This is a genomic window from Streptomyces huasconensis (assembly GCF_021028635.1).
GTDB lineage: Bacteria > Actinomycetota > Actinomycetes > Streptomycetales > Streptomycetaceae > Streptomyces > Streptomyces huasconensis.
This window is the reverse complement of sequence record NZ_CP086119.1, coordinates 1,146,427-1,160,581: the sequence shown is the minus strand read 5'-3', so window position 1 is coordinate 1,160,581 and position 14,155 is coordinate 1,146,427. Positions and strand designations below refer to the sequence as shown.

Here is a 14,155-nt window from a genome sequence, read left to right as displayed (position 1 = left end):
ATCATGGCTCAGTGGACTTCGGCGATGGGCTCGACTCAGCTGGCCCGGCTCCTCGCCTCCCAGCAGGCGCGCCCCACCGGCCCCGGCGCCCGCCGCCCGCCCGCCTACCGCGCGCTCGCCGACGGCATCCGGCTGCTGATGCTCGAAGGCCGCGTTCCCGTCGCCGCGCGCCTGCCCGCCGAACGCGAACTGGCGGTGGCTCTCGCCGTCAGCCGCACCACCGTGGCCGCCGCCTACGAAGCGCTGCGCACCGAAGGCTTCCTGGAGTCCCGCAGGGGAGCCGGCAGCTGGACCGCCGTCCCCGCCGGCAACCCCCTCCCCGCGCGCGGGCTCGAACCCCTGCCTCCGGAGGCGCTCGGTTCGATGATCGACCTGGGCTGCGCGGCGCTGCCCGCGCCCGAGCCGTGGCTCACCCGCTCGGTGCAGGGCGCCCTCGAAGCGCTCCCGCCGTACGCCCACACGCACGGCGACTACCCCGCCGGCCTGCCCGCCCTGCGCGAGATGCTCGCCGAGCGCTACACCGCGCGCGGGATTCCGACGATGCCCGAACAGATCATGGTCACCACCGGCGCGATGGGCGCCATCGACGCGATCTGCCACCTCTTCGCGGGGCGCGGCGAACGCATCGCGGTGGAGTCCCCCTCGTACGCCAACATCCTCCAGCTCATGCGGGAGGCGGGCGCACGGCTCGTCCCCGTCGCCATGGCCGAGGGGCTCGCGGGCTGGGACATGGACCGGTGGCGGCAGGTCCTGCGCGACGCGGCGCCCCGGCTCGCGTACGTCGTCGCCGACTTCCACAACCCCACGGGCGCGCTCGCGGGGGAGGACCAGCGCAGGCAGCTGGTCGACGCGGCCCGCTCGGCGGGCACGGTCCTGGTCGTCGACGAGACGATGAGCGAGCTGAGCCTCGAACCGGACCTCGCCATGCCGCGCCCCGTCTGCGGCTTCGACCCGGCCGGGTCCACCGTCGTCACCGTCGGCTCGGCGAGCAAGGCCTTCTGGGCCGGGATGCGCATCGGCTGGGTGCGGGCCGCCCCTGATGTGATCCGCAGCCTCGTCGCGGCGCGCGCGTACGCGGACCTGGGCACCCCCGTGCTCGAACAACTGGCCGTGAACTGGCTCCTCAACACCGGCGGCTGGGAAGCCGCGGTCGACGTGCGCAGACAGCAGGCGCGGGAGAACCGTGACGCGCTGGTCGCCGCCGTCCGCCGCGAGCTGCCCGGCTGGGAGTTCGAGGTGCCGCGCGGCGGCCTGACGCTGTGGGTGCGGACCGGCGGCCTCTCCGGCTCGCGGCTCGCGGAGGTGGGCGAGCGCGTGGGGGTACGGGTGCCGTCGGGGCCGCGCTTCGGCGTCGACGGGGCGTTCGAGGGGTATGTGCGGCTGCCGTTCACCGTGAGCGGCGCGGTGGCCGAGGAGGCGGCGGTGCGCCTGGCCGCCGCCGCCCGCCTCGTGGACACGGGTGCCGGGGCGGGGGCGGAGGTCGCGCACCCGTTCGTGGCCTGAGCGCTGCCGCCCCGGGCTAGCTCTCCGCCGGGACCGGCTCCGCCCCGGCGATCGTCTCGGGAAGCTCCTCCGGCACCTCCTCGTCGGCGGCCACGGCGTCCGCCGGTGTGCTGTAGTCCGGCAGCAGGTCCATGACCGCGAGGCGGTGCGCCTCGCTGGTCGCGTCGTCGTACGGGTCGGGCGTCGCGGGGACCTGGAGGCGGAGCACCGGGCCTGGGCCGAGCCGCGCGTAACCCCGGCCGGGCGGGACCTCGGCGGTGGGTGTCGTGGCGGGGCGCGTCCCGAGGACCTCTTCCAGTTGGTCGGACAGCGCGGGACCGAGCACCACCCGCGCGCGCGTGTGGTGGCGCACGGAGTCGCTCAGGGCCTCCAGGCAGTCAAGCTGGTCCGCGACGACCACCGTCACGTTCGCCGCCCTGCCGTGCCGCAGCGGGACATGGAGCAGCGCCTGGGGGTCGTCGCGCCCGTCGGCCGCGGCGAGGTGACCGAGCACGCTCGGCCGGTCGAACAGAATCCACAGAGGGCGTCTGGTGTCCTCCGGAGGCGGGTGGCCCGCCTGCCGGGCGCGGTTGGCCGCGATGAGCCTGCGCTCGGTCTCGTGCGCCGCCCATTCGAGGCTCGCGAGCGCCCCGGCGAGCCCGCACTCGATGGCCAGGACCCCTTCGCGGCCCGTCAGGCAGGCGTAGTCCCCGGTGCCGCTGCCCTCGACGATGAGGACGTCGCCGTGCCGCAGCGCCTGGAGGGCGACGGAGCGCAGCAGTGTCGTGGTGCCGCTGCCCGGCTGGCCCGCCACCAGCAGGTGGGGTTCCGTGGAGCGGATGCCGGTGCGCCACACGACGGGGGGTACGTCGCGGTGTCCCTCGCCGTCGGCCACCGGCAGGGTGCGCTGGACGCCGGTCTCGTCGGTGAAGCCGAGGACGGTCTCCCCGGGGGCGGTGACGAAGCGCTGGGCGGCGATGTCGGTGGGGAGCGGGGGCAGCACGGCGACGGTGAGTTCGTTGTCCTCCTCGTCCCACGCGAAGTGGTATTCGCGTCCGCGGCCCGACTTCGCGTGCAGCAGTTGCTCGATCCGCGCGCGGGCCTCGGCCTCGCCGTCCGTGAAGTACGCCGGGTAGCGCACCACGAGCCGGGAGATCCGTCCGGTGTCGTCGAACTCGTAGGAGGGGAACGCCTGGTCCCATTCGCCGCCGTGGGTGAAGAGCGGGGCGGGGTCGTCGGGGACGGAGAAGTACGGGACGAGCGCTTCGTAGAGGCACTGGAGTCGCTGTGCCTGTGGTTCGTCGGGGCCGGTCCGCGCGCGTGCGGTGCGCTCGTGGCCCGTCCATGCGGCGGCCCCCATCAGGGCGATGAGGGCGAACCCCGGGCCGTAAGGGACGAGGGCCACGACCAGCAGCACGGAGGCCACGAAGAAGAGCAGCGGTCCGCGCTTGTCCTTGGGTGTGTCGACCCACTTGCGCCGCCCGGCGGCAGCCAGCCGGCGCAGTCCACGAGCGATCGTGATCAGCGGGTGGAGAACGTCGGTGGCGCTGTCGACGGCCGACCGCGTCAGCTCGCGGCCCCGCGCGATGGCCGCGGTGCCGTTGCTCAGGATGCGGGGGAGGGGGCGCCTGGCCACGTCGGTCTCCTGGAGGTGCGTACGGAAGTGCCTGGGAGGGGCAGCGGCGTCAGAACTTGATCCCGCCCAGCAGGCTCGCCAGGCTCGCGCCGCCGGCCTTGATGCTCGGGGCGATGGCGGTGCCCGCGAGGTAGAAGCCGAAGAGCGCGCAGACCAGCGCGTGGGAGGCCTTGAGTCCGTCCTTGCGGAAGAAGAGGAAGACGATGATGCCGAGCAGCACGACGCCCGAGATGGACAGGATCATGAGGATTCTCCTGGTTGGTGGGGACAGTCACCATGAGTTCTTCCAGGCTCACAGGATGTATCCATACGACAAAAGGTGCAAATGAGTGAAATAAGCTGAATTTCCCTCGAATGGCAGAGCTGCCCTGGGCGTCGACAGTGGGTCAGGGTGCTCCCGAGCCCGCCGTGATCTTTGCCTCGGCCGGGCCGCGTCATGTGCCCGCGAGGGCAGTACCCTGTCGATTCACTCGTACGGCTGCACCGGCAGCGCATCCCAGAAAGGCGGACGCCCCCATGAGCGAAGCCCCCGACCCCGAGGTCGTGGAGCTGGCGACCAAGATCTTCGATCTGGCCCGGCAGGGTGACACCGCCGCTCTGGCGGCGTACGTCGACGCGGGCGTCCCCGCCGACCTCACCAACGACAGCGGCGACTCGCTCGTGATGCTCGCGGCCTACCACGGGCACGCCGAGGCCGTCCGTGCCCTCCTGGAGCGGGGCGCGGACGCCAACCGCGCCAACGACCGGGGGCAGACGCCGCTCGCCGGTGCCGTCTTCAAGGGCGAGGACGCGGTCGTCCGGGCCCTCCTGGACGGCGGGGCCGATCCGGCCGCCGGGATGCCGTCGGCGGTGGACACCGCACGCATGTTCCAGAAGGCGGAGCTGCTGAAACTGTTCGGGGCCGCCTGAGCGGGTAGCGGACCAGTGGCTACGGGGGCGATGGAAATGTGGTCGCGGCGGGCATGACCCGCGGGTCATCATGACGACGTGATTTACGGACGCGACGGCGGGGCAGATCTTGCCGCACCACGTGGACCGTGAGCGGCCCGCCCCCGGACCTTGGTCCGGGACCCCCAAGGGCCACGGATGAGAGGCAGAGGAAAATGGTCTTCGACAAGCAAAAGACGGCGGGCGGCCCGACGTGTTGGCGCACGGCCAGGTAATGCGTGATTCCCGGTTGCGTCGACGCTTGATGTGAGGCTGTTTCCCATGTTCGATCCGGTCATAGCGCCCAGCGGTACGCTGCTCGGCCTGCTCCAGCGGGGCCGCGGCGACGGCACTCTGCACGCGCTCACGGCACCCCGGTCCGAGGCGCTCGCCGCCCTCGACCACTGCGTGCTCAACGATCCACGCCACGACTGGCAGGTGGAGAACCGCTCGCTCTACTACGCCCGCCTCTACCTCGACCTGCACGGGGGGCTGGGCGCGATCGAGCGGCACCTCTTCGATGCCGAGGACGTCCTGAACACGGACGACTCGCGCACCGGACTCGCCCTCGCCGTCCTCGGACACCTCGCCTCGTACGGCAGGCACGACGCCCTGGAACTCCTGCGGCGGTACGCGGCCTCCGGCACGAACTGGGCGTGGGCCCTGGACGAGCTGGCGCTGCGCGACGACGACGCGGGCCTGCGCGCCCTCGCGGCGGCCGTGCTCGCCCGCTTCCCCGCCGACGCCGAGGGCGAGGCCGAACTGGCCGCCGTCGTCCGCGACGCCTACGAACCACGGCCCTGGCGGCTGTGGGAGGAGGACCACCGCGCCCATATCGGCGCCCGCGTGCGAGCCGCGCGGGAACAGGGCTCCTTCGACCGCTGGCAGCGCCAGATGCGGCCCGCCGGGCCCCGCCCCGGCTGGAGCGTCCAGGCCGTCTTCGACTGGGCCCAGGAGGGCCTTGAGCGCGGCGCCGTGCTGCACGTGCCCGCCGCCCGCTGCCTGAGCGCCGTCGCCGGGCCCGAGGACCGGGCCGAGATCGTCGAAGCCGCCCGGAACGGCTCCGACGGGGCCCGCGGCACCGCCCTGCGCTATCTGGCGGATGCCCGTGACCCCGCCGTCCTCGACCTCATCGAGTACGCCGTGGAGGGGCACTCCCGTGTCGTCGCCGACGCCGCGACCGAGGCCTTCGAACGGATGGGCGGCCCCGCCCCCGTCGAGCGCGCCCGGCGCTGGGCCTACCGCCCCGACGCCCTGGGCGCCGCCGCCGGACGCGTGCTCGCCTCCCGGGGCGACGCGCAGGACAGCAAGCTGGTCCTCTCCGCGCTGCGCGAGGCGGTCCGCGGCGAGGGCCCCGACGCGCCGACGCTGTGGACCCTCGTCGACGGCGCCGGACGCCTCGGCATCGCCTGCGCCGCCCCCGTGCTGCGCCACGTCTACCGCGAGACCGCCTCATCCCACCTGCGCGGCCGCGCCGCCCGGGCGCTCGCCGCCACCGACCCCACCTTCGCCGCGGGCTTCGCCGTCGAATGCCTCTGGGACTGCGAGGAATCCACCCGGGGAGTCGCCGCCCGGCACGCCGAGACCGGTGACGCCCGCGTGGTCAACCGCTTGCGCAGGCTCGCCGCGGACCCCGCCGAGGAGGACGAGGTACAGACGGCGGTACGGAGCAGGATCGGGCCCGACGCGGACGCCCCCGCGGTGGAGGCCTGACGCCGGCGCTCGCGCGGTGGCGTGGGCCCGGTCAGCGGCGGCCGACGCCCACGAACCGTACCGGCGTGCCCGGCCGCGCCTGGGCCGCCGCGGCGAGATCGGCCTCCCGCACGACCGCGACCACCGGATAACCGCCCGTCGTCGGATGGTCGGCGAGGAAGACGACCGGCCTGCCGTCCGGCGGCACCTGCACCGCCCCCACCACCATGCCCTCGCTCGGCAGCTCCCCCTGAAGCGCACGCTCCAGGGCGGGGCCCTCGGTGCGCAGGCCGATGCGGTTGCTCGCCGAGGACACGCGGTACGCGCGCGTGACGAGCGTGTCCAGAGCCGCCGGGGTGAACCAGTCGGCGCGCGGCCCGAACGTCACCCGCAGCACCAGCTCCCGGGGCGGCGCCGGCTGCGGGACGGTGTCCACGCGTGCGTGCGGGCCGCTCGCGCGGCCCAGCGGCAGCACCGCCCCGTCCGCGAGCGGGGGCGGACCGAGCCCGGAGAGCAGATCCGCGGAACGGCTGCCGAGCACCGCCTCCACCGCCACCCCGCCGTCGAACGCGACGTACGTACGCACTCCGGAGAGGGCCGCCCCGATGTCCAGGAGCGCCCCCGCGGGCACCCGTACCGGCGCTCCCCAGGCGGCCGGCCGGCCGTCCACGGTGACGGGGCAGGGCGCGCCGCCGACCGCCACCGTGACGGGGCGGCGGGGGCGTACGGCACAACCGGTGAGGGTGGTCTCCAGCACGGCGGCGCCCGGCGGATTGCCCACCAGGCGGTTGACCAGGCGGGCCGTGGCCGGGTCCAGGGCTCCCGAGCGCGGTACGCCGAGATGGGCGTGACCGGGGCGCCCGAGGTCCTGGACGGTGGTCAGCGCGCCGGCCCGTACGACGGCGACGGCACGGTCGGTCATCACGCCTCCTCCGGCGCGGGGTCCGCCACCACGAAGCGGACACGGACGCCGGGGGAGAGCAGCGCGGCGGGCACGCGCGCGTGGTCCCACAGCACGACGTCCGTCGAGCCGATCAGCTGCCAGCCGCCCGGCGAGGCACGCGGATACACGCCGGTGTACGGACCGGCCAGGGCGACGCTGCCCGCGGGGACGGCGGTGCGGGGCGTGTCCCGGCGGGGGACCGCGTAGCGCTCGGGCAGCCCCGTCAGGTACCCGAAGCCGGGCGCGAAGCCGCAGAACGCGACGCGGAACCGCGCCGCCGAGTGAATCCGCGCCACCTCGGGCACGGCCACACCCCAGTGCGCGGCGACGTCCGCGAGGTCCGGACCGTCGTACCGCACCGGGATCTCAAGGACCTCGTCCGCGCGCGTGGGCAGGGGGGGAACCCGCCAGCCGGGCAGTTCGGCGCCGACGCGGGCGGGCTCGTCGAGGCCGTCCAGGAGCACCGTGCGGGCCGCGGGGATGATCTCCCGGACCCGCAGCGCCCCCGACGCGCGGCGGCGCAGCAGCTCGGCGTGGAGGGCCTGCGCCTCGGTACCGTCGGCCACTTCTACGAGCAGGGCCTTCTCGCCCACCGGCAGCACCCTCACGCGAACGCCGCCACGCGCACGCCCGCCGCCTCCAGGCGAGCCCGGACCCGGCGGGCCAGCTCCACCGCCCCCGGAGTGTCGCCGTGCAGGCACAGTGACCGGGCGCGGACGGGGATCTCACGGCCGGTGCGGGAGGTGACCGTCCCGGTCCGCGCCATCCCCAGGGACCGTTCGACGACGGCGTCCGGCTCGGTGATGACGGCGCCCTCGCCGCCCCTCGGCACCAGCGTGCCCTCGTCGGTGTAGGCGCGGTCCGCGAACGCCTCCGTGACGGGTGTGAGTCCGGCCTTCGCCGCGCGCTCCAGGAAGCGGGAGCCGGGCAGTCCTAGGACGGGCAGCGAGGCACCGGCGAGCAGCACTCCCTCGACGACGGCCTGGGCCTGGCTCTCGTCGTGGACGACGCGGTTGTAGAGCGCGCCGTGCGGCTTGACGTACGACACGCGCGTGCCCGCCGCGCGGGCGAAGACCTCCAAGGCGCCGATCTGGTACGCCACTTCGGCGGCCAGCTCGTCGGACGGCACGTCCATCGCGCGCCGCCCGAAGCCCGCCAGGTCACGGTAGGAGACCTGCGCGCCGATCCGCACCCCGCGCTCGGCGGCCAGGTCGCACACCCTCCGCATGGTGACCGGGTCCCCGGCGTGGAAGCCGCAGGCCACGTTGGCACTGGTGACGACGGACAACAACGCCTCGTCGTCGGTCAGGCGCCAGCGGCCGAAGCCCTCGCCGAGGTCGGCGTTCAGATCGATGGAGGTGGTGCTCATGTGCGGAGGTCTCCTGTGGTTCGCGACGGCCAGGTGGTTCTCGACGGCCAGGTGGTTCGTGACGGTCAGGTTGTACCCCCTCGGCCGGACGGTTCCGCGCGGTCAGGCCACGCGGTACTGCTCGTCCCGGGCGTCGGTGACGAACATCCGGCCCGGGGCGTGCGTGATCGCGAAGGGCGGCCGCGACGCCATCACGGCCGCCTGCGGTGTCACCCCGCAGGCCCAGAACACCGGGATGTCGTCCGGCTCGGCGGCCACCGGGTCCCCGAAGTCGGGCCGGTCCAGGTCCGCGATGCCGAGCCCGCCCGGTTCGCCGCAGTGCACGGGACTGCCGTGCACCGCCGGCATCAGGGCGCTCTCACTGATGGCGTCGGCGAGACGGTCGGGTGGGACGGGCCGCATCGACACGACCATGGGGCCGTGCAGCCGCCCCGCGGGGCGGCAGGGGCGCGTGGTCACGTACATCGGAACGTTGCGGCCCTGTTCGATGTGGCGCAGCGGGACCCCGGCGTCGGCGAGCGCCCACTCGAAGGTGAAGCTGCACCCGATCAGGAACGACACCAGGTCATCGCGCCACCGGTCGACGACATCCGTGGGCTCGTCGATCAGCTCGCCGTGCTCCCACACGCGGTAGCGCGGCAGATCCGTGCGGAGATCGGCGCCCGGGGCGAGCGGCGTTTCCCAGGAACCGGCGTCCGTGACGTCGAGCACCGGGCAGGGCTTCGGATTGCGCTGGCAGAACAGCAGCATCTCGTACGCCCAGTCGGCGGGGACGGAGATGAGGTTGGCCTGAGTGAAGCCCGCCGCCCAGCCGGCGGTCGGACTCGTCTCGCCCGAACGGAAGGCCGCGCGGGCCTGCTCGGCGGAGTGGGTCCCGGCGTCGCCCACGCGCGCGTGCCCGATCACAGCGGTGTCCTTTCCGGGCGTCACAGCAGTGTCCTTTCCCGGTGTCACAGCGGTGCCCTTTCCGTGCGTCACAGGAGCGCTCTTTCCGCGCGTCACAGGAGTTCCCTCCCTCGCGTCTCGGGGAGGCCGAGCAGCGCGATGACGGCGAGGCCGTACCCCAGTGCTCCGAAGATCAGCGCACCGCCGACGCCCCAGCTGTCGGCGAGGAAGCCGACCATGGTGGGGAACACGGCGCCCACCGCCCGTCCCGTGTTGTACGTGAAGCCTTGTCCCGTGCCGCGCACGGCGGCCGGATACAGCTCGCTCAGGAAGGAACCGAAGCCGCTGAAAATGGCCGACATACAGAAGCCGAGCGGGAAACCGAGCACAAGGAGCAGGCCGTTGGCCCCGTCGGGGATGTTCGTGTAGGCGAGGATGCTGGCCGCGGAGAGGAACGCGAAGAGCGTGATGTTCCGCTTGCGGCCGAGCTTGTCGGTGAGATAGCCGCCCGTCAGATAGCCGATGAAGGCACCGGAGATAAGGAAGGTGAGATAGCCGCCGGTGCCGACGACGGTCAGGCCGCGCTCGGTCTTCAGGTACGTGGGCACCCAGGTGGCCAGCGTGTAGTAGCCACCCTGCACTCCGGTGGACAGGAGCACCGCGAAGCACGTGACGCGCAGCAGCCCCGGCTTGAAGATGGCCGTGAACGACCCCTTGTGCGCGCTCTTCTGGCGCTCGGCCGCCGCCTCGGGGGCGTCGTGCACGTTGCGGCGCACATAGACCACCAGGAGGGCGGGCAGCGCGCCGGTCCAGAACATCACGCGCCAGGCGAGGTCGTCGTCCAGGAACTGGAACACCACGGTGTAGACGATCGCGGCGAGGCCCCAGCCCACGGCCCAGGAACTCTGGATCGCGCCGAGCGTACGGCCGCGGTTCTTGGCGGTGGCGTACTCGGCGACGAGGATCGCGCCGACCGCCCACTCCCCGCCGAAACCGAGGCCCTGGAGGGCCCGGAAGACCAAGAGCGTCTCGTAGTTGGGCGCGAAGCCGCAGGCCACGGTGAAGACCGCGTACGTGACCACCGTGATCATCAGCGCCTTCACGCGGCCGATGCGGTCGGCGACCACGCCCGCGACGGCGCCGCCGATGGCGGAGACGACGAGGGTGACGGTGGTGAACAGCCCGGTCTGGCCGCTGTCGAGGCCGAAGTATGCGGCGAGCGCCACCATGCTCAGCGGCAGCGTGAAGTAGTCGTAGGAGTCGAGGGCGTACCCCCCGAAGGCCCCGGCGAAGGCGCGGCGGCCGCGCGGGCCGAGCGCCCGCAGCCAGCCGAACGCGCCGCTGTCGTCGAGGAGTTCGCCCTTGTCGGGGCGTATGCCGGCGTGCGGGTCGGCCGCGGGGGCCGCCTGGGGCGGCGGGCTCGAAGGTGGGGTCGTGCTCATGGGCACCTCACAGGAGAGGGACGGGAGGGTGCGGGAGCGGGAGTGGGGGCTGCGTGGCGAGCGGTGGAGCGGCAAGCGGTGAAGCGGTGCGCGGTGGAGCCGTGCCCGACAACGTAGAGGATCGTTGAACGATCCTTCAATACCCCTGTTGTCTTGTTCTTGTATGTGCGATTGAATCCGGGCATGGCGGAGGGGATGGCTGACGTGCACGGACTGGCCGACGACCGCGCGCTCCTCGGGCGCACCAGCACGGCGGAGCGGGTCTCGGACATCCTCAGGAGCCGCATCGCCGAAGGATTCTTCCCGCCCGGGACCCGGCTCTCCGAGGAGAGCATCGGCGGCGCGCTCGGCGTCTCGCGCAACACGCTCCGGGAGGCGTTCCGGCTGCTCACGCACGAGCGGCTGCTGGAGCACCAGCTCAACCGCGGCGTCTTCGTCCGCATGCTGACCGACGCCGACGTGGAGGACATCTACCGCACCCGGTCCCTCGTCGAATGCGCCGTCGTCCGCGGGCTCGGCGAGCCGCCCTACGCCGTGGACGGGCTCGCCGCCGCCGTCTCGGACGGGCGACGGGCCGCCCGCGCAGGTGACTGGAAAGGCGTGTCCACCGCCAACATCCACTTCCACCGGGAACTCGTCGCCCTCGCCGGGAGCGCCCGCACCGACGAACTGATGCGCAGCGTCTTCGCCGAACTGCGCCTCGCCTTCCACGTGGTGGACGAACCCCGGCGGCTCCACGAGCCCTACCTGGCACGCAACCGGCAGATCCTGACGGCACTCCAGGAAGGCCAGCGCGACGAGGCCGAGAGGCTCCTCGCCGAGTACCTCGACGACTCGCGCCGACGCGTCGTCGACGCCTACCGGCGCAGCGGCGCGAAGGACGAGCGGGACAGCGGCTGAGCCTGTCAGGTCTGCGCCGTTTCGACCGTTGTCAGACCGAGGACCTAGTCTGTGCACCGTGACTTCGCCTGCCGTTACGGACACTGCTCCGCCCCAGCTCAGCGCGGGGCCGAGGCCCGCGCCGGGCCCGGCCGCCGACGAGGGCCTGGCGCGCCGCCTGCGCGCCCTGGCCTGCACGGCCCCGCTGCACGACCTCGACGTGCGCAAGGCCAACCTCGCGGGCGAGTATTCGGTGTACGCGATGGCCGAGGTGGCCCTGTCCGCCATCGACCTCGTCACGCTCAACATGGACTTCGACACCGGCGCCGACCACGAGCAGATCGTCGCCCGACTGCTGCCGCGCGTCGCCGCGCAGGCCCCGCAGCGCCCGGCCGCCGAGCACGAGCGCGTGGCCCGCTGGGTCCTGGAGAACCTGATCAACGTCGGCAGCGTCGACCGCGGCTTCCGCGCCGTCTACGGCACCTTCGCGCCCGACGGGACGTACGTCCGCAGGGACTACGACTTCAAGCTCCTCGAAGAGGTCCCCGGGTACGGCGGCGGTGTCTACCTGCGCACGACCGACGAAGCGGTCAACGTCCTGGTGGGCGCCCTCGACACCGACGTCACCAGTGCCCAGATCGCCGCCGAGGTCAAGCTGGAGGTCCTGATCCGCCGCGGCAGGCTCGCCGACGCGCAGCTCGCCGCCGAACAGGCCCGCTACCGCACCGTGCAGTACTCGGAAACCCTCCGCAAGGCCCTCGACGCCACCCGGCGCAACGTCCGCGCGGTGGACTGGCTCCAGGCCGTCCCCGACATGATCGCGGAGGCGCTCGACCACGTCGCCGACCGGTACCGCCACGAGAACGCGATCCTGACCAACATCCGCAAGGCCCGTGACGAGTCCGAGGACCCCGAGCACAAGCGCCGCGCCGCCGAGCTGGTCGACATCGTCAAGGACTGCATCCGCCGCCACACCCAGCTCCAGTCCCGCCTTCTGGAAGCGGGCCCGCTGTTCCGTGCCGAGCAGGACCGGCAGGCGTTCGCGACGCCCACCGCCCGCGCGGGCCTCGATCTGTACGGCCAGCTCCTCGCGCCGCTCCTGCCGCTCCCCGCGGAGCAGGCCACGCGCGTGACGGACGCCTTCTTCGCGCGCGGGACCGGCCTGCGTACGCCGGTCTCGGTCCGGGTCGGCGACCTGGTCGACATACTGCTGACGCCGCCGGTCGAGCGGGAGCACCTCGGCGCGGAGATGCCCGAGCCGGACCTGATCGCCACCCCCGACGACAGCCGCTTCAGCGAGGAGCAGCTCGCGAGCGCCATGGAGCTGCTCGACCTGCCCGCCGACGCGCCGCGCCGCCTCTCCGGCCTGCTCGCCGAAGCCCGGGACCGCGACCGCGAACTGCCCTACCTCGTCGCCCTGTTGGCCGTCCACGCGGCCAGCCCGCCGGTCGGCACCGCCTACCGCCAGGGCGAGGAGAAGCTGCTCTTCGCCGTGGACGACGGCACGGAACTCCAGGACGAGGAGTTCGGCGGCGCCGACCTCATCGTCGGCACGGCCCTCCTCGACGCCGCCGGCATGGCGGCCGACCGCAAGGAGGCGGCGTGACGGTGACCGTGACCGATGCCATGCGGGGTGGCCGGGCCGCCAGGGCGGTCGTGCGGCGGCGTATCCGGACCGTGGGCGAAGCCGTGCGGGTCGAGGGGGCCGTGGGCGGGGCTCTTCGGTACGGCGGGATCGCGAGCGGTGCCCTTCGATTGGGCGGGATCGCGGCCGAAGCCATGCGGCACGGCGCGATCGCGAGCGGCGCTCCGCGCTTCGGCGGGATCGCCAGTGGGGCCATCCGGCGCGACCAGGCCGCGACCATCGCCACCCCGCACGACTACGCCAACGCCTGCGCCTGCCCCCACACTCCGACCCCGGCCGCCCCGACCCTGGCTGCCACCACCCCGTACAGCCCGCCCACCCCGCACCACCCCAGCAACAAGGAGCACACGCCGTGACCGACCACCCCGCAGAGCACGCCGCGTGGGGCGAGCCGGAGTCCACCGCGGTGCCCGCCGCCCCCGCGCCCGTCACCCCGGCCGACGCCGCCGACGCCGCGCGGCTCGTCTCCTTCGGGCTTCAGCCGAAGCTCCAGCCCTCCCGCGACCAGGAGTACGCCGAACTGCTGCGCCGCTACCGCGAGGACCCGCCCTTCGCGCGGCTCGCCGACGCCGTCGCGACCGGACTCGGCCTCGTCGTCCTGGAGGTCTCCCCGCGCGCGGGGATGGCCGTGACCGCCGCCGAGGACTCCGTCTTCGCCGTCCGCATGGGCGACTACGCCCGCCGAGCCGCGACCGACGCGACCGACCGCTTCCTGCACGGCCTCGCGCACCTCGCCGTCGCCGCCATGGCCTTCCCCCGCCCCGAGGACCTCGCCGACGACGGCTACATCGGCCGCGTCACGGTCAACGGCGTCGACGCCTTCGTGCGCCAGGCCTGCCACCGCCTGGAGGAGCGCGCCGAGGAGCAGGGCGAGAACACCGACCCCGCCACCGACGCCCCGGGCCTGGAGGCCGCCTGGCGGATCTGGGCGCGGCGCAGCTCGACCGGCGCCACCAAGGATGCCCGCCGCCTCGCCGGCTCCACCACCGGCATCGTCGGCAAGGCCGTGGCCTTCCTCACCGACTCCGGGTTCCTCCAGCGCACCGGCGACGACTCCGGAGGGACGTACCGCACCACGGCCCGCTACCAGCTGCAGGTCCGCGACATGGCGGGCAGCGCGGCCATGGCCGAACTCCTCGACCTCGGCGTCGTCCCCGTCACGGACGGCTCGGCGACGCTGCTGCCCCCCGAAGACACCGACGACCTGGAGTTGGCCGCCGACGCGGGGCTGCCCTTCCACTCCTGACACCGCAGG

14 protein-coding genes are annotated in these 14,155 nt (G+C 73.6%); 7 read left to right on the top strand and 7 right to left on the bottom strand.

The annotated features are described in order from the left end of the window. Positions 1–3: 3 nt before the first annotated feature. Complete coding sequence (locus J2N69_RS05125) at positions 4–1,503, top strand: SCO1417 family PLP biosynthesis transcription factor (RefSeq protein WP_230899677.1); 1,500 nt, start codon at positions 4–6, stop codon at positions 1,501–1,503. Between the two features lie 16 nt (positions 1,504–1,519). Here the strand turns inward: J2N69_RS05125 and J2N69_RS05120 are convergent, their stop codons facing one another. Together J2N69_RS05120 and J2N69_RS05115 are read right to left on the bottom strand one after the other, a co-directional pair. Further along, entirely contained in the window at positions 1,520–3,118 is a 1,599-nt protein-coding gene (locus tag J2N69_RS05120) for a hypothetical protein (RefSeq protein ID WP_230899676.1), read from the bottom strand. Between the two features lie 49 nt (positions 3,119–3,167). Then, the gene (locus J2N69_RS05115) at positions 3,168–3,362 is read right to left on the bottom strand and encodes a hypothetical protein (protein WP_018534760.1); all 195 of its coding nucleotides are present in this window, start codon (positions 3,360–3,362) and stop codon (positions 3,168–3,170) included. A gap of 272 nt (positions 3,363–3,634) precedes the next feature. Here J2N69_RS05115 and J2N69_RS05110 point away from each other — a divergent pair, with 272 nt between their 5' ends. Together J2N69_RS05110 and J2N69_RS05105 are read left to right on the top strand one after the other, a co-directional pair. Continuing rightward, the gene (locus J2N69_RS05110) at positions 3,635–4,027 is read left to right on the top strand and encodes an ankyrin repeat domain-containing protein (RefSeq protein ID WP_230899675.1); all 393 of its coding nucleotides are present in this window, start codon (positions 3,635–3,637) and stop codon (positions 4,025–4,027) included. 300 nt (positions 4,028–4,327) lie between these two features. After that, positions 4,328–5,758 (top strand): HEAT repeat domain-containing protein, encoded by a 1,431-nt coding sequence (locus tag J2N69_RS05105; RefSeq protein WP_230899674.1) that lies wholly within the window; start codon positions 4,328–4,330, stop codon positions 5,756–5,758. 31 nt (positions 5,759–5,789) lie between these two features. Here the strand turns inward: J2N69_RS05105 and J2N69_RS05100 are convergent, their stop codons facing one another. The 5 genes from J2N69_RS05100 to J2N69_RS05080 form a co-directional block, all read right to left on the bottom strand. Next, on the bottom strand, positions 5,790–6,659 hold the full coding sequence (locus J2N69_RS05100) for a 5-oxoprolinase subunit C family protein (RefSeq protein WP_230899673.1): 870 nt from the start codon (positions 6,657–6,659) through the stop codon (positions 5,790–5,792). Continuing rightward, complete coding sequence (locus tag J2N69_RS05095) at positions 6,659–7,288, bottom strand: 5-oxoprolinase subunit B family protein (RefSeq protein WP_230899672.1); 630 nt, start codon at positions 7,286–7,288, stop codon at positions 6,659–6,661. Before J2N69_RS05095 ends, J2N69_RS05100 begins: the two co-directional genes overlap by 1 nt. Beyond that, positions 7,285–8,049, bottom strand: coding sequence for a LamB/YcsF family protein (locus J2N69_RS05090; protein ID WP_230899671.1), 765 nt, complete (start codon positions 8,047–8,049; stop codon positions 7,285–7,287). Before J2N69_RS05090 ends, J2N69_RS05095 begins: the two co-directional genes overlap by 4 nt. A 102-nt stretch (positions 8,050–8,151) precedes the next feature. Further along, positions 8,152–8,955 carry a putative hydro-lyase gene (locus J2N69_RS05085; protein WP_230904586.1) on the bottom strand — a complete coding sequence of 268 codons (804 nt, stop codon included), beginning with the start codon at positions 8,953–8,955 and terminating at the stop codon, positions 8,152–8,154. A gap of 92 nt (positions 8,956–9,047) precedes the next feature. Next, positions 9,048–10,376, bottom strand: coding sequence for an MFS transporter (locus J2N69_RS05080; protein ID WP_230899670.1), 1,329 nt, complete (start codon positions 10,374–10,376; stop codon positions 9,048–9,050). Between the two features lie 195 nt (positions 10,377–10,571). On the opposite strand from J2N69_RS05080, the gene J2N69_RS05075 reads away from it, so the two are divergent. Genes J2N69_RS05075 through J2N69_RS05060 form a run of 4 tightly spaced genes read left to right on the top strand, consistent with a single transcriptional unit; the run spans position 10,572 to position 14,146 of the window. Further along, entirely contained in the window at positions 10,572–11,276 is a 705-nt protein-coding gene (locus J2N69_RS05075) for a GntR family transcriptional regulator (protein WP_230899669.1), read from the top strand. A 58-nt stretch (positions 11,277–11,334) separates the two neighbouring features. Further along, entirely contained in the window at positions 11,335–12,861 is a 1,527-nt protein-coding gene (locus tag J2N69_RS05070; RefSeq protein ID WP_230899668.1) for a hypothetical protein, read from the top strand. Further along, positions 12,858–13,256 carry a hypothetical protein gene (locus J2N69_RS05065; protein WP_230899667.1) on the top strand — a complete coding sequence of 133 codons (399 nt, stop codon included), beginning with the start codon at positions 12,858–12,860 and terminating at the stop codon, positions 13,254–13,256. Before J2N69_RS05070 ends, J2N69_RS05065 begins: the two co-directional genes overlap by 4 nt. Then, a complete protein-coding gene (locus tag J2N69_RS05060) occupies positions 13,253–14,146 on the top strand; it encodes a hypothetical protein (protein WP_230899666.1) in 894 nt (297 codons plus the stop codon). Before J2N69_RS05065 ends, J2N69_RS05060 begins: the two co-directional genes overlap by 4 nt. The last annotated feature ends 9 nt before the right edge of the window (positions 14,147–14,155 follow it).